We start from the raw sequence: 23,901 nt of genomic DNA, 5'->3' as shown, positions 1-23,901 counted from the left end.
GCCCTCGTCGTGAGGGCGGCCCTTTGCCTCAGCGCTTGGAGAGCCGCAGCTTCTGCCAGCTGCCGTCCGCGGTCCACCCGCCGTCGACCGGCAGCGCGACACCGTTGACGTACCGCGCGTTGTCGCTCGCCAGGAACCGCACGGCCTGCGCGATGTCGTCCGGCGCCGCGAACCTGCCCGCCGGCACGTGGTCCGTGATGTCCTCGTCGACGTAGTACCCGCCGGCCTGCGACTCGACGTCCATCTCGGTCTTGACCCAGCCGGGGCACACGGCGTTGACCCTGATCCCCCGCCCGCCCCACTCGACGGCGAGCGTGCGGGTCAACCCGATCAGCCCGTGCTTCGTCGTGTTGTAGGCGGCCCGGTCCGCCACCCCCTGCAGCCCGGCGACGGACGCGATGTTGACGACGCTGCCGCTGCCCTGCTCCAGCATGATCCTGCCCAGCGCCTGCGTGAGCAGGAACGGCCCGGTCAGGTTGACCGCCATGATCCGTTCCCACTGCTCCAGCGTCGTGTCCTCGAACGGCACGATGCCGGCGATCCCGGCGTTGTTGACCAGCACGTCCACCCGGCCGTGGGTGCTCGTGACGTGGTCCGCCAGGCGCTGGACGTCCGCGGCGCTGGCGACGTTGCCGACGATGCCGTCCTTGCTCTCCCGCAGGTCGAAGCCGACGACGGCATATCCGTCCTCGCGCAGCACGTCCGCGATCCGCAGTCCCATGCCCTGCGCAGTGCCCGTGACCACAGCAACTCGTTGCGTCATGGGCGTCACGCTAGGCATCAGCTGTGCTGACAGACAACGCAGACGTCCCAGTCGAACGTGCCGGGCGATCCTGCATCGACTCGCCGGCCGATCACGAGTCCGGCGACTCGTGCCGCTCCTCCGCGTTTGAGGGCGACGGCTGATGACTGGAGGCTGGCTCCGGAGGTCCACTGGTCGTCGATCAACAGGATCCGCCTGCCTTCGACTGCTGAGTGGACGACGTACTCGTCCGGCCGCAGCAGCCGGTTGTTGCCGCCAGAAGTGCTGAGCACTTCGGCGAAGTGGGGGCGGGTGGTGCTGAGGCGTCGCCCGAGGATGTCGACGAGCGGATGGCCGTCTGCCCGTTGCCTCGTGCTCGGTACGACCGTCACGAGGTCGAACTCGCCGGGGCAGTGCCGGTGTTTGGCCAGGAAGGTCGCGAGAACGCCGGCCAGTTCGTTCGTGAACTGCTTCCGCACGCCTGGGACCTTGCTGTTCTTGTAGTTGCCCAGCACGTGGACCAGCTGACCGCCTTCCACCGCCATCGAGATCGGCAGGACTTCGTCGGCCAGTTCGGCGCCGTGGGACTGGAAGTGCTGGTTGCACTGCCAGCACCGGCGAAATCCCCCGGTGGTCCTGCGGCAGACGTCGCACACGTCCGGCCCACGTGCTGGTGGGGGAACGAGGATGTTGAGGTAGCTCTCGGAGATGCGGCTGAGCGGGCTCACGTCAGAGGTCGATCAGGTCCGGGACTCCGGCGCGCAGTTCGTCCAGCACGCGCAGCAGGTGGTCGGGACCTTCCAGGACGGTCGTGTTCGGTCGCTCGGCCATCTCGCGGCCCCATGTCGTGCCGGACACGACCTCGGGCAACAGGAAGACGTGCCGGCCGTGCTCCAGCGCCAGCCGCGCCTGGATGCGGGTGCCGCTGTGTTCGCCCGCTTCCACGACGACGGTCGCGACGCTGCAGCCGCTCATGACGGCGTTGCGCATCGGGAAGTGGTGCTTGGCGGGACCCGCGTCGGGCCAGAACTGGGACAGCACCGCGCCGGTCCGGGCGATCTCCTGCTGGAGATCCGCGTTCTCCGCCGGGTAGCAGCGACGCAGGCCTGTGCCGACCACGGAGACCGTTCGACCTCCGGCGTCCACGACAGCACGGTGCGCGGCCGTGTCGACGCCCGCAGCCAAGCCGCTGAAGACGGTGATGTCGTGCTTGGTCAGCGTTGTCGCGATCTCGCGCGTGATGTGCAGCCCTCGTGCGCTCGCGTGCCTGCTGCCGACGACGGCGACGCCGAACTGGTCGGCGGGGTCGAGGAAACCCTTGCAGGTCAGGAAAGGCGGGCGCTGGTGCACCATGAGCAGCTGGACCGGGTACTCCTCGTCGAGCACCGTGACGAGGTGAATGCCCTCGTCCGCCCAGGAGTCGATCTCCTTCTGCACCAGGTCCAGACGGCCGGCCAGGTCGGGAGCGATGTGGTCCAGCGTCGGCTGCTCGGGAACGATCAGCGACTCCAGCACGGACAGGGCGGAACCCGCGTCCTCCACGGCGCTCGTGACGTCGGCCCAGCTGCGCTCGCTGTCGCGAAGAGCGAGCAGGAACGCCGCCTGTTCACGCCGGTTCACCACTGTCACATCCTATCGAACACAGGTTCGACATGCTCGGTCGAATCGCCTGAAAGTGGGCGAGTCTAGCCGGGAGAGCAGGTGATCACCGCTAGCTTCGGCCGGTGCGCACACTCCTCGTCGCCCTCCCCGGCCTGGTCCTCGCCGGCATCGGCCTGACCCACCCCCACCACCTGGACGGGTCGACCGCGCTGTGGTGGCAGAACATGCACATCGTCCTGGCGGTGATCTTCCCGCTGCTCGGCGCCGCGCAGTGGGTCCTGCTCGACGCCACCCCGAAGTACGTCCGCTACCCGGCGCGCGCCGCGACCTTCGGCTACGTCGTCTTCTACGGCGCCCTGGACGCGCTGGCGGGGATCGGTGGCGGTGCGATGACGCTGGCGAACGGCGGCCGCACCAGCGCCGACGAGCCGTTGTTCAAGATCGGCAACCAGCTCGGGACCGTTGGCGCGTGGTGCTTCTTCGCCGCCAGCGCCGCGGTCGTGGTGTGCACGCTGGTCGAGCACCGCCTCAAGGCGATTCCCGGCGCCGTGTTCTTGATGCTGGGCAGCTACCTGTTCCTCAGCAGCCACATCTACTGGCCGAAGGGCGTGCTCGCCTGCGCCTGCATCGCGATCGGCATGGCCGCGACCAGTTACGCCAGCGCGTCCGGCAGGTCGGCGATCGAGGACAGCACCCGCACCTGAGCCAGGACCTCGGCCGCGGGCGGGAAGTGCGGGTTCGGCACGGCGAGCACGGTCATGCCCGCCGCCAGCGCCGCCTTGAGCCCGTTCGTCGAGTCCTCGACGGCGTAGCAGGACGAGGCCGGGACCCCGAGCTGTGCGGCGGCCGCGAGGTAGACGTCCGGCGACGGTTTTCCGGCGGCGCACGATTCCGAGGACACCGCGACGGGCACCGGTAGCCCGGTGACCTCGAGGAACACCTGGATCAGCACGGCGGGTGCCGAGGACGCGATCGCGACCGGGAAGCGCGACGCCACGGCGCGCACCGCGTCCACAGCGCCTGGGATCACCGGCAGGTGCTCGGCGTACGCCTTCTCCATCTCGGCGATCACGCCTGCCGAGGCCTCCGCCGCGGTCATCTGGACGCCGACGGCCGACACGAGGTACTCGCCCCACTCCGGCGTCGACATCCCCTGCATGGCGCGGGTCGCCTCGGCGGTCCACACCCCGCCGTGCGCGGCGGCGAAGGACCGGCGCACCTCGTCCCACACCTGCTCGGAGTCGATCAGCACGCCGTCGAGGTCGAAGATCACCGCATCCACGCCGTGAACGGTACCTTGTGGCGCGTGATACTTCGCGATGCTAATCAAAATCGGTTAGGATGGCGAAGTGAATTTCAAGGCTCAACCCAAGCAGGTGTGGATCACGGCGTTCGCCGCCGTGATCGCATTCATGGGGATCGGGCTCGTGGACCCGATCCTGCTGTCCATCGCAGAGGGTCTGCACGCGACACCGGCGCAGGTCACCCTCCTGTTCTCCTCCTACCTCGGCGTCCAAGTCGTGGCGATGCTCTTCACGGGCGCCGCGACCGCCCGGTTCGGGGCCAAGCGCACGCTCGTCGGCGGGCTCGCGCTGATCGTCGTCGCGACGCTGCTGTGCTCGGCGGCGGGGAGCATCGGCCAGCTCGTCGGGCTTCGTGCCGTGTGGGGGCTCGGCAACGCGTTCTTCATCGCCACGGCGCTCAGCGTCATCGTCGGTGCCGCCAGCGGCGGTCAGAAGGCCGCGATCCTGCTCTACGAGGCCGCGCTCGGTCTCGGTCTGAGCGTCGGGCCGTTGCTCGGGGCGCTGCTCGGCAGCTTCTCGTGGCGCGGGCCGTTCCTCGGCACCGCGATCCTCATGGCGGCCGCCCTGATCCTTTGTGCAACGTTCCTGGCGAAGGACTCGCACCTCGAACGTCCGAGGATCAGCCTCCTCGACCCGCTGAAGGCCCTGCGGAACCCCGTCCTGCTGCGCACGTCGATCGGAGCGGCGCTCTACACGGCCGCGTTCTTCACAGTTCTCGCCTGGTCGCCGTTCGTCCTGCGGTGGGGTGCCGTCGAGATCGGACTGATCTTCTTCGGCTGGGGTGTGTGCGTCGCCGTCTCGAGCGTTCTGCTCGCTCCGCGGCTCGCGGACCGCGTCGGCGAGAAGAGCGCGATCATCGGATCCGTGCTGGCTTTCGCCGTGCTCATGCTGCTGATGGCGGTGCCCAGCAAGCCGCTGCTGGTGGTCGCGGTGATCGTGAGCGGCCTGGTGAGCGGGCTGCTGAACACGCTGTTCACCGGTGCCGCGATGAGCGTCAGCGACGCGCCGCGGCCGGTCGCGAGTGCCGGCTACAACTTCCTGCGCTGGCTCGGCGGCGCTCTGGCCGCGACGTTCGTGAGCCACCTGGCCCAGCCGTTCGTCGTCGCCGCGGTCCTCTGCGTCGTCGCCGCCGTGCTGCTGACGTTCAACCGGACGGACACAAGGGACGTTCCGTCCGAAGCTGTCCTCGCGGGTGAACAACTTGTGGGTTAACAAAGCATGAACGGCGGCCTACGGTCGGTGCTGGTTCCCGCACCGACCGTAGGAGGCCACCACCATGATCCCTCTGCCACTCGTCAACCACCGCGTCGGCAGAGCGGCGGTGACGTGCGAGTACCGCTGCGGGGACGCGTGCTTCCACGAGGTTCCGAACACCTCGGACAACCCCTACTTCGGCGATCTGATCAGCCGCCGCACCGCGCTCAAGGCGGGTGCGGTCGTCGCTGCCGCCGCCACCATCGCCACGCCGGCGACAGCCGCCGCCGAACCTCAGCAGTCCCAGGGCCGCCCTCCCAGGGGACTCGACTTCAAGCCCGTCGCGGTCAACACCAAGGACGAGGTCGTCGTCCCCGAGGGGTACGAGCAGGGGATCGTGATCCGCTGGGGCGACCCGCTCTTCCCCGGCGTCCCCGAGTTCGACTTCGACAACCAGACCGCGGCCAAGCAGGAGAAGCAGTTCGGCTTCAACTGCGACTTCGCCGCGATCCTGCCGCTGGACCCGCTGGAACTGACCGGGATCATGGTCACGAACCACGAGTACACCAGCGAGACGTTCATGTTCCGCGGCTACGACCCGAACAACCCCACCGAGGAGCAGGTGAAGATCGGCTGGGCCGCGCACGGCCTGTCCGTCTTCATGATCAAGCGTTCGCTGTTCTCCGGCCACTACAAGGCGAAGTTCAGCAAGTACAACCGTCGCATCACCGTGCACACGCCGTTCGAGGTGCGCGGCCCCGCCGCGGGCAGCGACCTGCTGAAGACCTCCGCGGACCCGACGGGCAAGAGGGTCCTGGGCACGTTGAACAACTGCGCGGGCGGCGTCACGCCGTGGGGCACGATCCTGTCCGGCGAGGAGAACTTCAACCAGTACTTCGGCAACGCCGCCGGCCGCAACGACCCGAGGCTCACGAGGTACGGCGTCACCGGCACCGCGACCACCCGCAAGTGGGAGCGCTTCGACAAGCGCTGGGACCTGGCCCAGGAACCCAACGAGGTCAACAGGTTCGGCTGGGTCATCGAACTCGACCCGAACGACCCCGACTCCACGCCGGTCAAGCACACGCACCTCGGCCGGTTCAAGCACGAGACCGCGAACATCCGCGTCGCCGACGACGGCCGCGTGGTCGCGTACTCCGGTGACGACGAGCGGTTCGAGTACATCTACAAGTTCATCTCGAACGGCAAGATGAAGCGCGGCAACAGCAAGGCCGCGCGCCGCCACAACATGACGCTGCTCGACGACGGCACGCTCTACGTGGCCCGCTTCAAGGGCGACAGCCCCGCCTCCGAGATCGACGGCACCGGAAAGCTGCCCAGCGACGGCGAGTTCGACGGCACCGGCGAGTGGATCCCGCTGGCGGCGGGCAAGAAGTCGTTCGTACCAGGCATGACCGCCGAGGAGGTGTACGTCTTCACGCGCATTGCGGCGGACAAGGTCGGCGCGACGAAGATGGACCGACCCGAGGACATCGAGTGCCACCCGCGCACCGGCACGGTCTACTGCGCGCTCAGCAACAACGTCGAACGCGGCGTCACCGCGGGCAAGGAAGGCCCGACCGAGCCGAACCCGCGGATCAACAACCGGCACGGCCAGGTGCTGGAGCTGACCGAACGCAGGGGCGACGCGCTCGCGCTGACGTTCGACTGGGGCCTGTTCCTGGTCTGCGGCTTCCCTGACGACCCGAACACCTACTTCGGCGGCTACGACAAGTCGCAGGTCAGCCCGATCTCCAGCCCGGACAACGTGGCGTTCGACCGGCACGGCAACCTGTGGATCTCCACGGACGCGGACGGCAAGCTCGACGGGCTGAACGACGGCCTCTACGGCGTGCCCCTGGAAGGCCCGGAACGCGGCCACCTCAAGCTGTTCCTCACGGTGCCGCGCGGCGGTGAGACGTGCGGTCCGGTGATCGGCGAGCGCGTGATCACGGTGTGCGTCCAGCACCCCGGCGAGGTGGACGGCGCGAGTGCCGACAAGCCCGTCTCGAACTGGCCGGACCGGGGCACCTCGCGGCCGCGCCCGTCGGTCGTCGCGGTGTGGCGCAAGGGCCGCCGTCAGCTGGGTGAAATCGGTTGATCACCCTGCGTGCTGTGATCGTTGGGGAGTAGTACGAGTTCGCCCGCCGTTCACCTCCTGGACGGCTGGCGAACTCGTTCGGCTCTTAGGTTCGGCCAGTTCCCACACTGACCGATCTCGGAGGCCTGCGTGTCCTCACCCACCGATCGGGGCCGTCGCCTGCTGCCCCTGCTCCCGACCAACCACCCGCTCGGGCGTCAGGCCGTCACCTGCGAGTTCCGCTGCGGCAACGCCTGTGCCCACGAGGCGCCCAACACGACGCAGAACGCGTACTTCGGTGACGTCGTCAAGGAGGTCGTGAGTCGCCGCGGCATGCTCAAGGCCGGTGCGGTCGTCGCGGCCGCCGGCGCCGGTGCGCTCGCGTTCTCCGGTGCGGCCGCCGCCGCTCCGGCGCACGCCGACCTCGACGCCGACCTGAAGTTCGGCGGCGGCCACAACAACGACGGTCTGAACTTCGAGCCGGTGCAGCCCAACACCCTCGACGAGATCGCCGTGCCCAGGGGTTTCCAGCAGGACGTCGTCATCCGCTGGGGTGACGCGGTGCTGCCCGACGCGCCGAAGTTCGACTTCGACAACCAGACGCCCGAGGCGCAGGCCAAGCAGTTCGGTTTCAACAACGACTTCTGCGGCCTCGTCCCGGTGCCGGGCTCCTGGGACAGCTGGCTCATGGTGAGCAACCACGAGTACTCGTCCGAGTCCTTCATGTTCAAGGACTGGGCGGCGGACAAGGTCACCGAGCGCCACGCCAAGATCGCCTGGGCCGCGCACGGCATGTCGGTCGTGATGGTCGACCGCGAGCACCGCACCGGCAAACTCGTCGTCTGCAAGGACGACATGAAGAAGTACAACCGCCGGATCACGGCCACCACGCCGTTCGAGGTGCGCGGCCCCGCGGCGGAGTCGAGCTACCTCAAGACCTCCGCCGACCCGTCCGGCAAGAAGGTCCTCGGCACGCTGAACAACTGCGCCGGTGGCGTCACGCCGTGGGGCACGATCCTGTCCGGCGAGGAGAACTTCAACCAGTACTTCGCCAACGCGAGCCAGGTCACCGACCCCGCCACGAAGGCGAAGCTCGCCCGCTACGGCATGAGCGGTGGCGCGACAACGCGCCAGTGGGAGAAGTTCGACAAGCGCTTCGACCTGGCCCAGGAGCCCAACGAGGCCAACCGCTTCGGCTGGATCGTCGAGATCGACCCGCTGGACCCGAAGTCGACGCCGGTCAAGCACACCGCGCTCGGCCGCTTCAAGCACGAGGGCGCGAACGTCATCGTCGCCAAGGACGGCCGTGTGGTCGCGTACATGGGCGACGACGAGCGCTTCGACTACATGTACAAGTTCGTCACGGACGAGCGCATGCAGAAGGGCGACTCGAAGCGCGCCCGCGAGCACAACAAGAAGCTGCTGGACAAGGGCACGCTCTACGTCGCCAAGTTCACCGGTGACAGCCCGGCCGCCGAGATCGTCGGCGACGGCACCCTGCCCAAGGACGGCGAGTTCGACGGCTCGGGCGAGTGGATCGCGCTGGCGCACAACGACAAGTCGTTCGTGCCGGGCTTCACCGCCGAGGAGGTCTACATCTTCACGCGCCTGGCCGCGGACAAGATGGGCGCCACGAAGATGGACCGCCCGGAGGACGTCGAGCCCTCGACGCACAACCGCCGGATCTACGCCGCGCTGACCAACAACACCGACCGCGGCAAGGCGGGCAAGGAAGGCCCGACCGAGATCAACCCGCGCAACGGCAACAAGCACGGCCACGTGCTGGAGATCGAGGAGCGCCGCAGCGACAACACGGCGCTGACGTTCTCCTGGAAGCTGCTGCTGGTCTGCGGTGACCCCAAGGACCCTGGCACGTACTTCGGCGGCTTCGACAAGTCGCAGGTCAGCCCGATCTCCTGCCCGGACAACGTCGCGTTCGACACCCACGGCAACCTGTGGATCTCCACGGACGGCAACGCGCTGGCGTCCAACGACGGCCTCTTCGCGGTGCCCGTCTCCGGCAAGCGCCGCGGCCAGGTGAAGCAGTTCCTCACGGTGCCCCAGGGCGCGGAGACCTGCGGCCCGGTCATCACCGAGGACTTCGTGCTGGTGTCCGTGCAGCACCCCGGCGAGATCGACGGCGCCTCGGCCAACAACCCGCTGTCGCACTGGCCGGACGGTGGCACCTCGCAGCCGCGTCCGTCCGTCGCGGTGGTGTGGCGCAAGGACCGTCGCAAGATCTGCGACTGATCGTGTGCCTTGGCTCACTCTGATCTTGTGAACCGGTGCAGCCGCCCGTCCGTGTGATGGGTGGCTGCACCGCGGACAGCCAAGAGAAAGTCCACTTTGGTCGTCCACTTTGGAGTGAGTCGTGAATGCTCGTCTTCTCGTTGGTGCTGCTGCTCTTCTGGGTCTTGCTGCGTGTGGTACCCCCACCGCCGGCACCGCTTCGCCCACTCCCGTCGCTCAGGCGGAGAACGTCCCCGTCGCGGCAGCCGTCCAGGTTCCGGCAGGCCAGGAGCTGGTCGGCGAATACCGGGCCACGGGCGTCCAGACCTACTCGTGCACGGGCAACGCGTGGAAGGGTCTAGAGCCCACCGCGACGCTCGTCGACAAGAACGACGAGCCGATCATCATCCACTCCCGCGGCCCCGTCTGGATCTCCACCGTGGACGGCAGCGCGGTCGAGGCGGCTCCCGTCGACGGAGCCAAGAACGACGTCAAGGGCGCCGTGCCCGAGCTGCTGCTCAAGACCAAGACCGCTCGCGGCGACGGCCTGTTCGGCAAGGTCTCCTACGTCCAGCGCCTCGCGACCGAGGGCGGCGTCGCCCCGTCCGGCGGCTGCAAGCCCGGCGCGCAGACCTCCGTCCCGTACAAGGCCCTCTACACCTTCTACGCGCCTGCCAACTGAGACGGTACTGAACCGGCCCGGAAAGCAGGCCGTACGCCTCGAGGTGATGAAACGTGCTGGCATCGTCCTGGTCTCATCAACCCTTCTGGGCATCCTCGTGGGAGGTGCCGGCTCCACCGCCGCGCCGACCCCGGAAGCCATGAACGGATCTGACGCGAGGGTCGCACCCGCGGTTCAGGTCCCGTCCGGCAACAAGATCGTCGCCAAGCTCCACGCCAAGGGCGTGCAGACCTACACCTGCACGGCCGGGGTGTGGAAGGGCCTGGAACCCGCCGCGACGCTGGCGGACCGGCTCGGCAGGGCGGTCGGGCTGCACTCGCGCGGTCCGATCTGGGTCTCCACCGTCGACGGCAGCGCGGTCGAGGCCGCCCCGGTCGACGGCGCACGCAACGACGTTCCCGGAGCCGTTCCGGAGCTCCTGCTCAAGGCCAAGTCGACCAGGGGCGAAGGAACGTTCGCCGGCGTCAGCTACGTGCAGCGCCTCAACACCAAGGGCGGCGTCGCACCCGCCGGCAGCTGCACCGAAGGAGCACAGACCTCCGTCCGCTACGAAGCCCTCTACACCTTCTCCGTCCCCGCCCTCTGAACGAGCGCGACCACCGCTGCCGTGATCATCGTGATGCCGACGACCCAGAGGCCGGTCTTCTGGGTTTCGGTGACGTCACGCAGCCAGCCGGTCACGTAAGGGGCTGCGAAACCGCTCACGTTGCCCAACGAGTTGATCAGCGCGATGCCGCCCGCCGCGGCCGTGCCGCCGAGAAAGCTCGTGGGCAGCGCCCAGAAGGTGGGCAGGGCGGCGCAGACTCCGATGGCGCACACCGAGACGGCGACCATCGCCGCGACGGGGTTGTCGAGGTGCAGCGCCACCGGGATGGCCGCACCACCCAGCAGCATCGGCGCGGCGACGTGCCACTTCCGTTCTCCGGTTCGGTCGCCGTGCCTGGCCCACAGGATCATGGCGACCGCGCCGAGGACGTACGGGATCGCGTTGATCAGCCCCCGCTCGACGATCCCGGCTCCGGGCGCCAGCCCCTTGATGATGGTCGGCAGGAAGAACCCCAGCGTGTAGAGCCCGTAGACGATCCCGAAGTACACGAAGCTCAACGCCAGGATCCGGGGATGCGTGAGGGCCTTCTTCAAAGGCCAGTGCTCCTCGGTGGGCTCCTCCGGTGCGTCGTCGGGCTTGTCCGGCAGCCAGAACCACGTCACGAACGCCAGCGCGATCGCCGGCAGCCCCTCGACGAGGAACATCGTGCGCCAGTCCGTCCACTGGATCAGCAACCCGCTGAACGTGGCCCCGAGCGCCGTCGAGATCGGCACCGCCACCATGAACAGCGCGACGATCCGCGCCCGGTCCTTCTGCGGGTAGAAGTACGTCAGGTACAGGATGATCCCGGGGAAGAACCCGGCTTCGGCCACGCCGAGCAGGAACCGCAGCACGACGAGCACGGTCCCGTTGGGCACGAACGCCATGGCCGTGGCGACGATCCCCCAGCTGACCATGATCCGCGCGATCCACCTGCGCGCCCCGAACCTGTGCAGCGCCAGGTTGCTCGGCACCTCCAGCAGCAGGTAGCCGATGAAGAACACCCCGGACGCGAACCCGAACACCGTCGCCGAGAGCTGGAGCTCCTCCGACATGCCGTTCGGCCCGGCGAACCCGATGTTGACCCGGTCCAGGTAGTTGATGAAGTAGAGCAGGCACAGGTACGGCAGGATCAACTTCCTGGGCACTATGGTCCCCCCATGAGTGATCGTCCGGTAGCCCTCGTCACCGGGGCATCCAGCGGAATCGGCTCGGCCATCGCCAGAAGTCTGGCCCCGACCCACGACCTGCTTCTAGGCGGTCGCGACGAGACGTCGCTGTCCCTGCTGGCCGCCGAGCTTCCCGGCGCGCAGGCCTGGCCGTTCGACCTGGCGAACGTCGCGAGCGCCGACCTGGCCGCCGTCCCGCGCCTCGACGTGATCGTGCACAGCGCCGGCATCGCCCTGCTCGGCCCGCTGGCCGAGGCCTCCCAGGACGACTGGCGCCGCACGTTCGACGTGAACGTCTTCGCGGTGGCGGAACTGACCAACCTCGTCCTGCCGCAGCTGCGCGCCGCCTCCGGCCACGTGGTGCTCATCAACTCCGGCGCGGGCCTGAACGCCAACCCCGGCTGGGGCGTCTACGCGGCCTCGAAGTTCGCCCTGCGCGCCTACGCCGACGCCCTGCGCGGCGACGAGCCGTCGTTGCGGGTGACCACGGTCTACCCCGGCCGCACCGCCACGCCGATGCAGGAGGACGTGCGCCGCCAGGAGGGCGGCGAGTACGACCCGTCGAAGTACATCGACCCGGCCTCGGTGGGGCGGGCGGTGGCGTCGGCCGTGCTGGCGACGCCCGACGCCCACATCACCGAGATCAACGTGCGGTCGCGGCCGCATTAGGACACGGCCTAGTTGTCCACAGGCTTGTCAACAGCCTGTGGCTAGTGGTTGACGCTCCGCAGTCGCCGCGCCACCGCGGCGACTCCGGCCTGCGCCTCCTGCCGGTCCACCCGAGTGGACTCCCCACCCGCGACGACGTGGTCACCGGCGACCCACACGTCGGTGACCCGGCGCGACCCGGACCCCCACACGAGGTTCGCGAGCAGCTGGTCGTCCGGCGCGTCCAGGCCGGTGGCGAACGCGGGGTCGTCGGCGGCGACGTGCACGACATCGCCCCAGCGACCGGCCTCCAGCGCGCCGATGTCGTCGCGGCCCAGCGCGTCGGCTCCGCCCCGCGTGGCCATCAGCAACGCCTGGGCGGCCCCGAGCACGGTCGCGTCCATCTTGGAGACGCGGGCGAGCAGGCCGGCCAGCCGCGCCTCCTCCAGCAGGTCCAGGTCGTCGTTGGACGCGGGGCCGTCGGTGCCCAGTCCGACCGCCACGCCCGCGGCCAGCAGCTCGGGCACCCGAGCGATCCCCGAAGCGAGCTTCGTGTTGGAGCCGGGGCAGTGCGCGACACCGACGCCGTACGCCGCGTACAGGGCGATGTCGTCGTCGGACAGGTGGACGGAGTGCGCGGACAGCACGCGCCCGCCCAGCACGTCCGAAGCCTTCATCAGGGCCGGCACGGACCCGAACTCGGCGCGGGCGGCCTCGTCCTCGAACGGCGACTCGGCCACGTGCAGCATGAACAGCGCCCCGCGGGCCCTGGCCTCGACCGCGATCGCCGTCAGCTGCGCGGCCGACAGCGTGTAGGCGGAGTGCGGCCCGTAGGCCAGCTCGACCCGCTCACCGGGCCCGAACCGCAGCCCGTCGGCGTCGATCCACGCGGAGATCTCGTCGGTCTGCGACTTCCAGTCCATGCCCGGCACGTCGAGGATCGCCCCGCCGAACACCACCCTCGACCCGGCGGCCAGGACGGCGTCCGTGAGCTCGCGGCCGTGGAAGTACATCTCGGCGGAGGTGGTGACGCCGTGCCGCAGCATCTCGACGGCGCCGAGCAGCATGCCGGTGCGGATGTCGGCGGGGGTCATCTGGGCCTCGTTCGGCCACATCTGCTCCTGCAGCCACCGCAGCAGCGGCAGGTCGGAGCCGAGGCCGCGCAGCACCGTCATCGGGCTGTGCGCGTGGGTGTTCACGAGGCCGGGCATCAGGATCCCCGACAGCGAGCGGACCTCGCCGTCGAAGGCGGGGGCATCGGAGAGGGCACCCACGTAGGTGATCCGGCCGTCGACGACGTCCACGACCGCGTCGCGCAACACGGCGCAGGACGGGTCGCAGGGCAGAACCACCGGGGCGTGCAGACGCAATGACATGGGACGAATCCTGCCATTGTGATGCCGATCACACTCATGCATACATCTGGACGCGATGGGCATCCTCGCTGTGTCGGGCGCGGGCCGACCCCCAGGGTCCGCCCCGGCCTAAAACTTCTCCCCAACCAAGGGGCCCGTCACGCGTGATGCGACGGGCCCTTTGTGCATCCATGAGCAACCACGGGTAGGACAGGGGCGTCTCAAGATCATGTCGAAGAAGCCGTGCACGTCCAGTGGGCAGTTCCGCCGCGCACAGAAGCCCGCGACCCCCAAGCCGCCGACCCGGCGCTGAGTTGGCATGATCACACCCCACGACCGGGCGTGATCATGCGGAGGCATTCAGTGGCCGACATCGACCCTCAGACCGACGACCAGCAAAGCGATGTCGAGATGACTCAGGAGTTCGAAGTCATCCGCGACGACATGTGAGCTAGCTGATCGGCAGATCGGCGCGGACCGTCCATCCGGTCGGTTCGCGCCGGCCTGCGGAGAAGGTGCCGCCGAGCAGTTCCGCGCGCTCGCGCATGCCGACGAGCCCGTAGCCTCCCGATCCGCCCACGGGAACACCCGACGCCACGCCGTCGTCGGTCACGCTCAGGTGCAGCACGCCGTCGTTTGAGGACAGTGATAGGTCCACAGAGGACACAGCTGCCGCGTGCTTCTGGGTGTTCGTCAACGATTCCTGCACGAGCCGCAGCACCGACCGTGCCAGTTCCTGCGGCACGGCGTCCCGCAGGTCGAACGAAAGTCGCACCGGGAGACCGGACTCCGCCGCCAGCGACCGCACGTCGTCCACGAGGGACGAAGACGCGGCCGGTGTGGACGACTCGCCGTCCCGCAACGTCCCGACCAGCCGCCGCATCGCGGTCAGCGCCTCGTGGCCCGACGCCTCGATGGTCGGCAGCACCTGCTCGGCGGCGGCGCGGTTGATCTGGCCCGCCTGCGCGTGCACGACGATCGCGGTCACGTAGTGCGCCACCACGTCGTGCAGTTCGCGGGCGAGCGCGAGCCGTTCGGAGTTCTGGGCCGCCGCAACGGAAGCAGCCAGCTGAGACGCGCGTTCGTTGTCACGGGCCCGGAAGTACAGGCCGGTGCCCACCGCGATCACGAACATGAGGACCGCCCCGAACAGGTAGCTCCACGGGTCGGGTTCGTAGGTCCGGTACTCCTTCGGCGCCACGACCGGGTAGCCGATGACCTCCGCGCCCACCATCGCCGCGAGGACGACCGCGGTGCCCGACACCGCGTACCAGCGCGGTGCCTCGCGCACGACGATCGCGATGGTCGCCATCGCCGCGCCCGTCACGGAGATCGACGCACCGCTGATGAAGAAGTGCGGCTGCATGTACAGACCGAAGAACCGCAGGTAGAGGGCGGTGAAGACGATCGCAGCGGCGAGGGCGACGGTCGCGTCGAAGGGACGCCGGGGCGCCAGCACGGCGATCACGCAGATCACCGCGACGCCGGGGGCCTGCCACCACGGGTTCGTGTAGTCGGCGGTGAACAGCTCCAGGCCCGAGATGAAGGCCAGTGAGAGCGCCAGCGGCCACTGGCGTTTGGCGAGCAACCGCCAGTTCAGTTCCTTGCTCTCCACCCGACACACGGTAAAGCCGGAAGGCTGATCCCGCGTCCGACCGGGGTCTACCGCGGGGTCAGCCATAAGGCTGACTGGGCGACCTGCGGAAATACCCTCACGGCGGATGCCGGATCACGCCGCGGTCACGGACTCTGGAGGAGCGAAGACGAGAAGACGGAGGACGCCATGTTGTCAGTTGTGTTCACTTGGGCCGCCGCTGTGGTCGGCCTGTTGGTCCTTGCGCTCATGGCACTCTCGGGCGTGATGATCGACTCGAAGCACTAGGTCCCGGCCCAGCGTGTGATGGGGAAGTCAGACGCTGGTCAGGGAATGGTGCTGGCGGAGCAGTTCCGCCAGCCTGCTCGTCGGTTGAGGACGCGTCTCGTCCAACGCGGCCGTGAAGCGCGCCGGAGAACCGTTCCGTGCGCGCGCCGCGGCCGCTGTGTCGAGCCGGAACGCGGGCCGCGCGGCCGAAGGCCGCTGACGGGAACGCAGCCAGGCGAGGCGGTGCAACGCTTCCGCGTGGTGGTCGGTGATGGTGACAGCCGCCTTGTCGAACGAGTGCAGCACTGCAGCGTTCAGGTGAACGGTCGCGAAGTCCCGCCACAGCGTGCGTTCGGACGAAGTGTCCAAACCCAACGCATCGGCGACCTCACGCGCCACACCGTAAGCACCCTCCTCAGCCAGTGACCGCGTGCCGATCTCGGCGCCGACGAACCACGAGTTGAACGGCGCTGCGGGGTAGTGCACGCCACCGATCGACAGCCGCATGTTCGAGATGACCGGAACCGCGTGCCAGCGCAGGCCCATCTCGCCGAACCACGGCAGAGTCGGGTGCTCCAGCGGAACCTCGTGCACGATCTCGGGCGGCAGCGTGAACAGCCGCGGCCCCTCGTGCTGCGTCTCCACCACCAACGGCAGCAGGTCGAAGCGTGAACGCCGCACCGGCGGACGCCAGCCCATGCCCTGCATGGTCTCGGTGAACTGGGTGTACCGGCGGTCCCCCGTCCCGTCGGCGTACCCGGCGTACCGGATCAGCTGCTCGTTCCAGATCACCGGCCCGGGCGAGCCGGGCGCGTCCGGCGCGAAAACCGTTACCAGTGGCCGGATCTCGCCACCGTTGGTCGCGAGCCGCAGGTGTTCGACGCACTCGCCGGCGACGGCGGCGGCGTTGCGGTAGCCGCGCAGATCGCGGACTTTCAGGCGACGCCATGGCACACCTGAGGTGCACCAGCCGGAGTCCCGCAGCGCGATCCGCGCGCCGTACGCGAGTTCGTTGGTGGTGTGGCGGTAGGTTCCGGTCTCGGCGATCTCGGCGCGCACCTGGGCGATGCGGGCGGACAGCGAGCCTGCGTCGGAGTGCGCCGCGTGGAACATGCGGACGAACTCCTCCGCGACGGGGAGGACGTCGGGGGTCACGGAGCGAGACGCTAAGCCCGGAACAGCCTCACGCGTCACTGCCACTCGGGGCATTTCGGGTGATCAACACCGGCCACTCCAACGAGTGAAGATTAGACCCAGGGTGCTCACCCGATCGGCTTGAGACCTCGATCAGGTGAGGTCGTTCCGCCTGAACATCAGGTCGTGCGAAACACGATCTTCGTTCACCGCACGCTGCTCGAACTTCGTGACGGGCCGCCAGTCCGGTCGCGGCGCCCAGCCGTCGTGCACGTTGGTCAGCAGCCGCTCGCCGGAGCAGACCTCCAGCATCTGCTCGGCGTAGTGCTCCCAGTCCGTGGCGAGGTGCAGCACGCCACCGGGCTCCAGCCGGGACGCCAGCAGCGCCACGAACTCCGGCTGCACGAGCCGGCGCTTGTGGTGCTTCTTCTTCGGCCACGGGTCCGGGAAGAAGATCCGCACGCCGTGCAACGACGCGGGCGCGACGTGGTCGGTCAGCAGGTCGACGGCGTCACCGCGCAGCACGCGCAGGTTGTCGAGCCCGCCGAGGTGCTCGGCGCGCAGCAGCAGCTGGGCGAGCCCTGGCTTGTAGACCTCGACGGCGACGTAGTTGAGCTCGGGCGCGGCGGCCACGAGCTGGGAGGTGGTCTCGCCCATGCCGGAACCGATCTCCAGCAGCACGGGCGCGGAACGGCCGAACCACGAGTCGAAGTCGAGGGGCCCCTCGGGCAACGACTTGACGTCGTTGCCCATCTTCTCCCAGTACGTGTCCCAGGCACGTTCCTGTCCCACGGTCATGCGCTCGCCGCGCTGGACGAAGCTGACGATGGAACGGGGGAACTCAGGCCTGGTCACGACGGGACATTCTAGGCAATGAGTTCGATGTCCTCGATCTGAGCACGCAGGTCAGCAACGGTGAAGTCGATCGCCTGGGGCTGACCCGCCCCGCGATGCGCGGGAACGAGGTGCACGAACCCGCGGTGCGAGTCGGTGAACTGCACGGTTGTCGGAGTGGCAGGCCCGTACACACCGCTCTCGGAGGGCACGTACTCCCAGTACCCGACCTCGCCGAGGTCGACCCAGGGCACGAACACCCAGCCGGGACGTGCGGAGAGCAGTTCGCTCACCGAGTCCTCGACCGCATGACCTTCGGCACGGGAACGCAGCCGCCCCCGGTCCAGCGCGCGCAGCCACCACGGCGCGGGCGCGTCCTCGACGTCCCGCACGGAGCGGTACATCGTCAGCACTTCGCTTTCCGGGGCGCGATTCACCCACGAACGGCGGGCGTCTGCAGGGGTGAGGGCGATTTCGGCAGGGTTGGGGGCTTCGAGCGCACTGGACCACTCGAGGCCGAGCATTGCTTCCACACGGACCACTGGCCACCTCCGCAGCGGGGATAACCCCATTGAACGGGAACTCAAACGCCGGTGATGTCCAGAATGCGGCTTTTCACGGCTTGTTAACAGCACCCTTACGCAACGTGTGATGCCAGGCACGTTGCGGTGCGAGGTGGAAACACGATGTAGCTGACGTGCACCTGCTCTCCGCGCTCGCCGCCGCGCTGCCGTTGCTGCTCGCCGGGCAGACGATCGAGGAGCAGGAGTGGCACCTCGACGCGCTGGACGTCTACTCGGCGCAGGCCCAGGCGCGCGGGGACGGCGTCGTCGTCGCCGTGATCGACTCCGGTGTCGACGCCCGGCACCCCGATCTCGCGGGGCAGGTCCTGCCCGGAACGGGCTTCGGCCGCTCCAAGGGCACCGACGGCACGACCGACGCCGACGGCCACGGCACCGGGATGGCCGGGATCATCGCCGCGACCGGCAAGAACGGCGGCGCGCTCGGCATCGCGCCCGGCGCCAAGATCCTGCCGATCGCCAGCGCCGACGAGAAGGAGCAGTTCGGGCTCGACGTCGTCGCCGAGAGCATCAGGTGGGCCGCCGACCACGGCGCCAAGGTCGTCAACATGTCGCTGGGTTTCTCCAGTTCGATGACGCCGACGCTGGTCAAGGCCGTGAACTACGCGATCGAGAAGGACGTCGTCCTCGTCGCCGCCACCGGCAACGACGGCAAGGAGGTCTCGGCGCCCGCCAACATCAACGGCGTGATCGCGGTCGCGGGCACCAACGAGGAGGGCAAGCCCTGGGCGTCGTCCAACATCGGCGCCGACACGGTGCTCGCGGCACCGGCGGCGGGCATCGTCACGGTCGCGCCGCAGAGCGTCTACGCCAGCGGTTACGCGGAGATGGACGGCACGAGCGCGGCGTCGGCGATCGTGTCCGGTGTCGCCGCGCTGGTGCGCGCGAAGCACCCGGACATGGCGGCGAAGGACGTCGTCAACGCGCTGGTCAAGACCGCGACCGACCTGGCGGCCCCCGGCCGGGACGCGGCGACCGGGTACGGCCTGGTCAACCCGATGGGCGCGCTCACCGCGCAACTCCCGCCGGTGGAACGCAATCCGCTGCTGCCGCCGGTGCCCTCGACCGCGCAACCGACTCCGACGCTCGCGGCCCAGCGTCCCCAGCAGCCGGTCGACGTGGCGGACCGGCTGCCGTTCGTCGCCGCCGTCGCGGGCGGCACCGCCGTGATGACCGGGCTGCTGATCGCGCTGCCCGCCATCAGGTCACGGCGACCCGAGCCCGTCAGTGCGCGTGATACTCCACCGACTCCTTGGTGAGCTGCATGAAGGCCTCCTCCAGCGAACCGCGCTGAGGGCTGAGCTCGTGCAGCACGATCTGGTTCTCCGCCGCGAGCTCACCGATCTGCTGCGCGGCGATCCCGTGCACCACCAGGCTTCCGCTCGCCGAGTCGTCGGTCACCGTCGCGTGCGCCGCGAGGATCTCGCGCAGCTTCGCGGCGTGCGGTGACCGCACCCGCACGGTGTCCTGCGTGGCGTCGGCGATGAACTGCTCGGTCGAGGTCTGCGCGATCAGCTGGCCCTTGCCGATGACGATGAGGTCCTGGGCGGTCTGCGCCATCTCGGACAGCAGGTGGCTCGACACGAACACCGTGCGGCCCTCGTTCGCGAGCCGGTGCATGAACTGCCGGATCCAGAGGATGCCCTCCGGGTCGAGGCCGTTGACCGGCTCGTCGAAGAGCAGCACCTCGGGGTCGCCGAGCAACGCGCCCGCGATGCCGAGCCGCTGCGACATGCCGAGGGAGAACCCGCCGGCGTTCTTGTGCGCGACCTCGGTGAGGCCGACGATCTCCAGCACTTCCCGCACCCGGCTGACCGGGATCTTGTTCGAGACCGCGAGCCACTTGAGGTGCGCCCGCGCGGACCGGTTGGGGTGCACCCACTTCGCGTCGAGCAGCGCGCCGACCTTGCGCAGCGGCTGCTTGAGCTGGGCGTAGTGCTTCCCGTCGATCGTGACGTCGCCGCCGGTGGGGGTGTCGAGGCCGAGGATCATCCTCATGGTCGTGGACTTGCCGGCGCCGTTCGGGCCGAGGAAGCCCGTGACGCGGCCGGGCCGGACGGTGAACGACAGGTCGTCGACGGCCTTCGTCTTGCCGTAGTGCTTCTGCAACCGCACTGCTTCGATCATGGCCTCTCCCGGTTCGCTCGACAGAACTGGCAGGGACCTGGGTCACCCCCCGACGGATGACCCAGGTCCCTCTCCCCCTCATTCGGAACAGGTCACGCGTCCCGCCGCTTCGCGACGATCAGTGCGACCACCAGGAGCGCGATCGCGACTCCGGCGAAGTAGCCGAGCGAACCCCACTGGCTCAGCTTGAAGTCGATGCCGGCCCCCGCCTGTTCGGCCGTGTTGTCGCCGCCGAGCTGCAGGAAGTGGTTGGCGTTCATGAAGGGCAGCCACGCCTGGATCTTGACGCCGGCCTTCGGGATGATCCCGATCAGCTGCTCCAGCAGCATGTTCCAGACGAGCAGGATCGCCACGGCGCCGGCGGTCTGGCGGACCAGGATGCCGACCGCGATCGCGATGATCGCGCCGATGCCGTAGAGCAGGCCGACGCCCGCGACGTGCCGCCACTCGCCGCTCGTGTTGATCGCGAGGTCGGAGGCGGGCGACAGCAGCTTCGCCATGCCCACCGAGCCGAAGGCGATGATCTCGCCGAGGACGGCGGCGATGAACGCCACCACGACGGTCTTGGCGACCAGCGCGGACGTCCGGTTCGGCACCGCGAGGAACGTGGCGCGGATCGTGCTGAAGCGGTACTCCGTCGTGACCGCGAGGGCCGCCATCACCAGCACGACGGACAGCGCGAGCTGGCTGCTGCCGAACTGCGTGACGCCGATGGACAGCTGGCCGTTGTCGGTGGAGGCCGCGATGATCGCGGTGAGGCCGACACCCAGGACCAGGGCGAGCGCGCTGCACCAGTAGGGCGAGCGGGTCGAGAAGAGCTTGATTCTCTCAACTGCCAACAGGGTCATCAGACTCACTTCCCGATCTCTGCGTGGTACTCGACAGCATCGCCGGTCAGCTGCATGAACGCCTCTTCGAGCGAACCGCGCTGGGGGCTGAGCTCGTGCAGGACGACACCGTTGGCAGCAGCGATGTCACCGATCTGGTCACTGGTTGCACCCGATACGGACAACGCGCCGTCCGCGCCGTCACGAACCGTGAAGCCCTTGTCGACGAGCAGCGGGCCGAGCTTGGAGAGCTGAGGGCTGCGCACGAGGACGGTGTTACCCGTTGCGCTGTCGATGAACTCCTGCGTGCTGCTCTGCGTGATCAGCTTCCCCCGGCCGATCACCACGAGCTCGCTGGCCGTGAGCGCCATCTCCGACAGCAGGTGGCTCGACACGAGGACCGTGCGGCCCTCGGCGGCGAGGTTCTGCATGAACGTGCGGATCCAGAGGATGCCCTCCGGGTCGAGGCCGTTGACCGGCTCGTCGAACAGCAGCACCTTCGGGTCGCCGAGCAGTGCCGCGGCGATCCCCAGCCGCTGCGACATGCCGAGCGAGAACCCGCCGGCGTTCTTGCCGGCGACCTGCGTGAGACCGACGGCCTCCAGCACCGCGTCCACGCGGTCCTTCGGCAGGTTGTTGGACTTGGCGAGCCAGCGCAGGTGAGCGCGGGCGGAGCGGTTCGGGTGGACCCACTTGGCGTCGAGCAGCGCACCGACCGTCTGCAGTGGACGGTGCAGCTCGGTGTAGGGCTTGCCGTCGATCAGCACGCGGCCTGCCGTCGGACGGTCGAGCCCCAGGATCATGCGCATGGTGGTCGACTTGCCGGCGCCGTTCGGACCGAGGAATCCGGTCACCCGTCCAGGTTGGACGGTGAACGACAGGTCGTCGACCGCGACCGTCCTGCCGTATCTCTTGGTGAGGCCGATTGCCTCGATCATGTGCTGTCCCCTCTCGGTGATGGGATTACTCTGACGCTCCGAGGGGGCCTGCCACATCGGCCTGCGGTCTGCGCGTGCGTCAACTTCCGTCGTCCTGTGGCGCTACCTCCGTCGTAGTTGAATGAGCCACATGGGATACACGGAAGCCCCGGACGGCTGGTGGCGCGAGTTCGTCCTGGCCAAGCCCGCCCGCACCGCCAAGCTCGCGGTCACCCGCAAGGACGGCTCGCCGCACGTCGCCCCGGTCTGGGTGGACCTCGACGGCCCCGACGTCGTCTTCCTGACCGCCCGCGACACGGTCAAGGGCAAGTCGATCCTGCGCGACGGCCGCGTGGCGCTGTGCTTCGACGACGAGACGCCGCCGTTCAACTTCGTCACGATCACCGGTCAGGCCGTGATCGACGAGGACCCGGACCAGCTCAAGTACTGGGCGGGCCGCACCGCGGCGCGCTACATGGGCGACGACCGCGCCGACGAGTACGCCGACCGCAACGGCGTGCCGGGCGAGATGGTCGTGCGGGTGAAGGTGGACAAGGTCGTCGCCGTGCAGAACGTCTCCGACTAGGTGTACTGCTCGATCTAGGGCGGGCGCTCCGAGAACGGGGTTCCAGGCCGGGCGGGATTCCCTTTGGGGAAACCTTCGTGCCCGGCCTGGTGTCTGCCCGCACCCTGATCACCGGCCTCCCTCAACACACATTCAGCGTATGAGCTGAGGGAGGTCGGGACGATGACTTGGGCTGACTGGTTGTGCACCGAGACTTTGAAGTACGTCGAGAAGGTCACCGACGACGTCGGCAAGGATGGTGCGACACAGCCGGTCGCCCGGTACGTCCTGAGCTCCGACTGCCCGAGCGATCTGCGCGACGTCCTCAGCCACGTGGTCGCCGCCGCTCCGCCGGACTCGGTGGACGTCGTCCTCGCTCCGGGAACGGACGTGAACACGTCGAAGATGTTCCGCCGGTACCTCGATCACGAGAAACGACCGTGGGCCGTCGCTCTGTGTTCCTTGGTCGAGGCCTCCTTCCACAGTTCCGGACAGGCCACGGCCGCGTGGCGCTCACTGCGTGAACATCATCCGAAACAGGCGATCGACCTCCTGCCGATGTGCCCGAGTCGCGAGCGGGTGTCCGAGGGGATGCGCGATGCGGGTGTGGACAACGTTTTCAACCACGGTGATCAACATCCCCTGCAGGACATGTCAACCAGCAAGCCCGGGGTGTACGCGCTGGTCCGAGCCGAGGCCGCGGGCTGCGCCGGCCTCGACGCCGAAGTGATCGACTGGTGGTGTGTCGACAGCCCGGCTGACGTTCCCCCTCTGGTGGTGGAGGAGCTCGCCACTGCGGCGATGCACGTCCTGCAGCCCCATTACCTGGACTGGTACGACCAGTGCCATGCCATTCGCGAGTGGGCGAGGGAATGGTGGTCGGAGCAGCCGGACGACGATGTCGACCGCGAGTTCCGCCACCTCAAGGGTGACGCGTACGCCACCAAGCTCCGCAGGGCGGCGGAGAAGAGGAGCACCCAGCGCGAGCGTGTGGTGCAGGACGGCCAGGACGGAGTCAAGCGGTACTGGCAGATGGTGGTCACCGACGCGCGCGGCATCGACCACGTGGTGCACGAGAAGGCCTTCGAGCCTGGTGAGGACGGGCCGGTTCGTCGTTCGGTGCCCATCGATCCGGAGGCCGTGCGCGCCGTGTCGGTGGCCGCGTTGAGGGGGATGCCCTCCCATGCCACCACGGCCTTCTACCAGCTCCACGACCTGGTGCTCATCCCCGGCACGGTGGTGCTGGGCGAGCTCAAACTGCTGAACCTGATCTCGAAGTACGGTGCGCGCGGAGTGCTGCGCCGAACCAAGGGCACCGTGCTCAAGAAGGGTGTCCTCGAGTTCTGGGGCGGCCACGACGAGGTGAAGCTCGTCGCAGCTCTCAAGCAGATGACGACCAAGGACGTCCAGCCTGGTGGCGGTGGCGAACCCGAGGTGACCTACGGCTATTGACGTGTCTGGGTG

General features: G+C 68.7%; 24 protein-coding genes. 11 read left to right on the top strand and 13 right to left on the bottom strand.

Going from position 1 to position 23,901, the window contains the following annotated elements:
* Window positions 1-28: 28 nt before the first annotated feature.
* The 3 genes from ORI60_RS08810 to ORI60_RS08800 are packed head-to-tail and all read right to left on the bottom strand — an operon-like array spanning window position 29 to window position 2,365.
* Window positions 29-763, bottom strand: a complete 735-nt coding sequence (locus ORI60_RS08810) for an SDR family NAD(P)-dependent oxidoreductase (RefSeq protein WP_266036190.1) — start codon at window positions 761-763, stop codon at window positions 29-31.
* Window positions 764-780: 17 nt separating this feature from the next.
* Window positions 781-1,470, bottom strand: coding sequence for a ComF family protein (locus ORI60_RS08805; RefSeq protein WP_266036189.1), 690 nt, complete (start codon window positions 1,468-1,470; stop codon window positions 781-783).
* Window position 1,471: 1 nt separating this feature from the next.
* Window positions 1,472-2,365 (bottom strand): DNA-processing protein DprA, encoded by an 894-nt coding sequence (locus ORI60_RS08800; RefSeq protein WP_266036188.1) that lies wholly within the window; start codon window positions 2,363-2,365, stop codon window positions 1,472-1,474.
* A gap of 101 nt (window positions 2,366-2,466) precedes the next feature.
* On the opposite strand from ORI60_RS08800, the gene ORI60_RS08795 reads away from it, so the two are divergent.
* Complete coding sequence (locus ORI60_RS08795) at window positions 2,467-3,048, top strand: hypothetical protein (protein WP_266036186.1); 582 nt, start codon at window positions 2,467-2,469, stop codon at window positions 3,046-3,048.
* Here ORI60_RS08795 and ORI60_RS08790 read toward each other — a convergent pair.
* On the bottom strand, window positions 2,997-3,626 hold the full coding sequence (locus ORI60_RS08790) for an HAD family hydrolase (protein ID WP_266036184.1): 630 nt from the start codon (window positions 3,624-3,626) through the stop codon (window positions 2,997-2,999). The genes ORI60_RS08795 and ORI60_RS08790 overlap by 52 nt on opposite strands.
* A gap of 67 nt (window positions 3,627-3,693) precedes the next feature.
* Between ORI60_RS08790 and ORI60_RS08785 the strand changes: the two genes are divergently transcribed.
* The 5 genes from ORI60_RS08785 (at window position 3,694) to ORI60_RS08765 (ending at window position 10,419) form a co-directional block, all read left to right on the top strand.
* Window positions 3,694-4,860, top strand: a complete 1,167-nt coding sequence (locus ORI60_RS08785; RefSeq protein WP_266036183.1) for an MFS transporter — start codon at window positions 3,694-3,696, stop codon at window positions 4,858-4,860.
* A 64-nt stretch (window positions 4,861-4,924) separates the two neighbouring features.
* Window positions 4,925-6,943, top strand: coding sequence for a PhoX family protein (locus tag ORI60_RS08780; RefSeq protein ID WP_266036181.1), 2,019 nt, complete (start codon window positions 4,925-4,927; stop codon window positions 6,941-6,943).
* 129 nt (window positions 6,944-7,072) lie between these two features.
* Entirely contained in the window at window positions 7,073-9,172 is a 2,100-nt protein-coding gene (locus tag ORI60_RS08775; RefSeq protein WP_266036179.1) for a PhoX family protein, read from the top strand.
* 121 nt (window positions 9,173-9,293) lie between these two features.
* Window positions 9,294-9,833, top strand: coding sequence for a DUF3455 domain-containing protein (locus ORI60_RS08770; protein ID WP_266036177.1), 540 nt, complete (start codon window positions 9,294-9,296; stop codon window positions 9,831-9,833).
* 139 nt (window positions 9,834-9,972) lie between these two features.
* On the top strand, window positions 9,973-10,419 hold the full coding sequence (locus tag ORI60_RS08765) for a DUF3455 domain-containing protein (RefSeq protein ID WP_266036175.1): 447 nt from the start codon (window positions 9,973-9,975) through the stop codon (window positions 10,417-10,419).
* Here ORI60_RS08765 and ORI60_RS08760 read toward each other — a convergent pair.
* Window positions 10,392-11,567 carry an MFS transporter gene (locus ORI60_RS08760; RefSeq protein WP_266036173.1) on the bottom strand — a complete coding sequence of 392 codons (1,176 nt, stop codon included), beginning with the start codon at window positions 11,565-11,567 and terminating at the stop codon, window positions 10,392-10,394. The two genes, ORI60_RS08765 and ORI60_RS08760, sit on opposite strands and share 28 nt — an antisense overlap.
* Window positions 11,568-11,579: 12 nt before the next feature.
* Here ORI60_RS08760 and ORI60_RS08755 point away from each other — a divergent pair, with 12 nt between their 5' ends.
* Entirely contained in the window at window positions 11,580-12,257 is a 678-nt protein-coding gene (locus ORI60_RS08755) for an SDR family oxidoreductase (RefSeq protein ID WP_266036171.1), read from the top strand.
* 41 nt (window positions 12,258-12,298) lie between these two features.
* On the opposite strand, the gene ORI60_RS08750 is transcribed toward ORI60_RS08755, so the two are convergent.
* Complete coding sequence (locus ORI60_RS08750) at window positions 12,299-13,612, bottom strand: amidohydrolase (RefSeq protein ID WP_266036169.1); 1,314 nt, start codon at window positions 13,610-13,612, stop codon at window positions 12,299-12,301.
* Between the two features lie 222 nt (window positions 13,613-13,834).
* Here ORI60_RS08750 and ORI60_RS08745 point away from each other — a divergent pair, with 222 nt between their 5' ends.
* Entirely contained in the window at window positions 13,835-14,041 is a 207-nt protein-coding gene (locus ORI60_RS08745; RefSeq protein WP_266036167.1) for a hypothetical protein, read from the top strand.
* A 1-nt stretch (window position 14,042) separates the two neighbouring features.
* On the opposite strand, the gene ORI60_RS08740 is transcribed toward ORI60_RS08745, so the two are convergent.
* The 4 genes from ORI60_RS08740 to ORI60_RS08725 all read right to left on the bottom strand — a co-directional run bounded on the left by ORI60_RS08740 (window position 14,043) and on the right by ORI60_RS08725 (window position 17,824).
* The gene (locus ORI60_RS08740; RefSeq protein WP_266036165.1) at window positions 14,043-15,206 is read right to left on the bottom strand and encodes a sensor histidine kinase; all 1,164 of its coding nucleotides are present in this window, start codon (window positions 15,204-15,206) and stop codon (window positions 14,043-14,045) included.
* A gap of 294 nt (window positions 15,207-15,500) precedes the next feature.
* Window positions 15,501-16,607: a nitric oxide synthase oxygenase gene (locus tag ORI60_RS08735; protein ID WP_266036163.1), complete on the bottom strand. Its 1,107-nt coding sequence runs from the start codon at window positions 16,605-16,607 to the stop codon at window positions 15,501-15,503.
* Between the two features lie 132 nt (window positions 16,608-16,739).
* Window positions 16,740-17,384 carry a tRNA (guanosine(46)-N7)-methyltransferase TrmB gene (trmB, locus tag ORI60_RS08730; RefSeq protein ID WP_266036590.1) on the bottom strand — a complete coding sequence of 215 codons (645 nt, stop codon included), beginning with the start codon at window positions 17,382-17,384 and terminating at the stop codon, window positions 16,740-16,742.
* A 68-nt stretch (window positions 17,385-17,452) separates the two neighbouring features.
* Complete coding sequence (locus ORI60_RS08725) at window positions 17,453-17,824, bottom strand: hypothetical protein (RefSeq protein WP_266036161.1); 372 nt, start codon at window positions 17,822-17,824, stop codon at window positions 17,453-17,455.
* A 293-nt stretch (window positions 17,825-18,117) separates the two neighbouring features.
* Here ORI60_RS08725 and mycP point away from each other — a divergent pair, with 293 nt between their 5' ends.
* Complete coding sequence (gene mycP, locus ORI60_RS08720; protein ID WP_266036159.1) at window positions 18,118-19,260, top strand: type VII secretion-associated serine protease mycosin; 1,143 nt, start codon at window positions 18,118-18,120, stop codon at window positions 19,258-19,260.
* Here the strand turns inward: mycP and ORI60_RS08715 are convergent.
* From ORI60_RS08715 to ORI60_RS08705, 3 genes are all read right to left on the bottom strand, one after another.
* Complete coding sequence (locus tag ORI60_RS08715) at window positions 19,226-20,128, bottom strand: ABC transporter ATP-binding protein (protein ID WP_266036158.1); 903 nt, start codon at window positions 20,126-20,128, stop codon at window positions 19,226-19,228. The genes mycP and ORI60_RS08715 overlap by 35 nt on opposite strands.
* Before the next feature lie 92 nt (window positions 20,129-20,220).
* Window positions 20,221-20,976 carry a hypothetical protein gene (locus ORI60_RS08710; protein WP_266036154.1) on the bottom strand — a complete coding sequence of 252 codons (756 nt, stop codon included), beginning with the start codon at window positions 20,974-20,976 and terminating at the stop codon, window positions 20,221-20,223.
* Between the two features lie 5 nt (window positions 20,977-20,981).
* Entirely contained in the window at window positions 20,982-21,893 is a 912-nt protein-coding gene (locus ORI60_RS08705) for an ABC transporter ATP-binding protein (RefSeq protein ID WP_266036150.1), read from the bottom strand.
* Between the two features lie 130 nt (window positions 21,894-22,023).
* Here ORI60_RS08705 and ORI60_RS08700 point away from each other — a divergent pair, with 130 nt between their 5' ends.
* Complete coding sequence (locus tag ORI60_RS08700; protein WP_266036148.1) at window positions 22,024-22,458, top strand: PPOX class F420-dependent oxidoreductase; 435 nt, start codon at window positions 22,024-22,026, stop codon at window positions 22,456-22,458.
* Between the two features lie 162 nt (window positions 22,459-22,620).
* Window positions 22,621-23,889 carry a hypothetical protein gene (locus tag ORI60_RS08695; protein ID WP_266036145.1) on the top strand — a complete coding sequence of 423 codons (1,269 nt, stop codon included), beginning with the start codon at window positions 22,621-22,623 and terminating at the stop codon, window positions 23,887-23,889.
* Window positions 23,890-23,901: the final 12 nt, after the last annotated feature.

Source organism: Lentzea sp. NEAU-D7 (genome assembly GCF_026242055.1).
Taxonomy (GTDB): domain Bacteria; phylum Actinomycetota; class Actinomycetes; order Mycobacteriales; family Pseudonocardiaceae; genus Lentzea.
The sequence above is the reverse complement of the archived record's forward strand: the minus strand, read 5'-3'. Positions and strand labels throughout refer to the sequence as shown.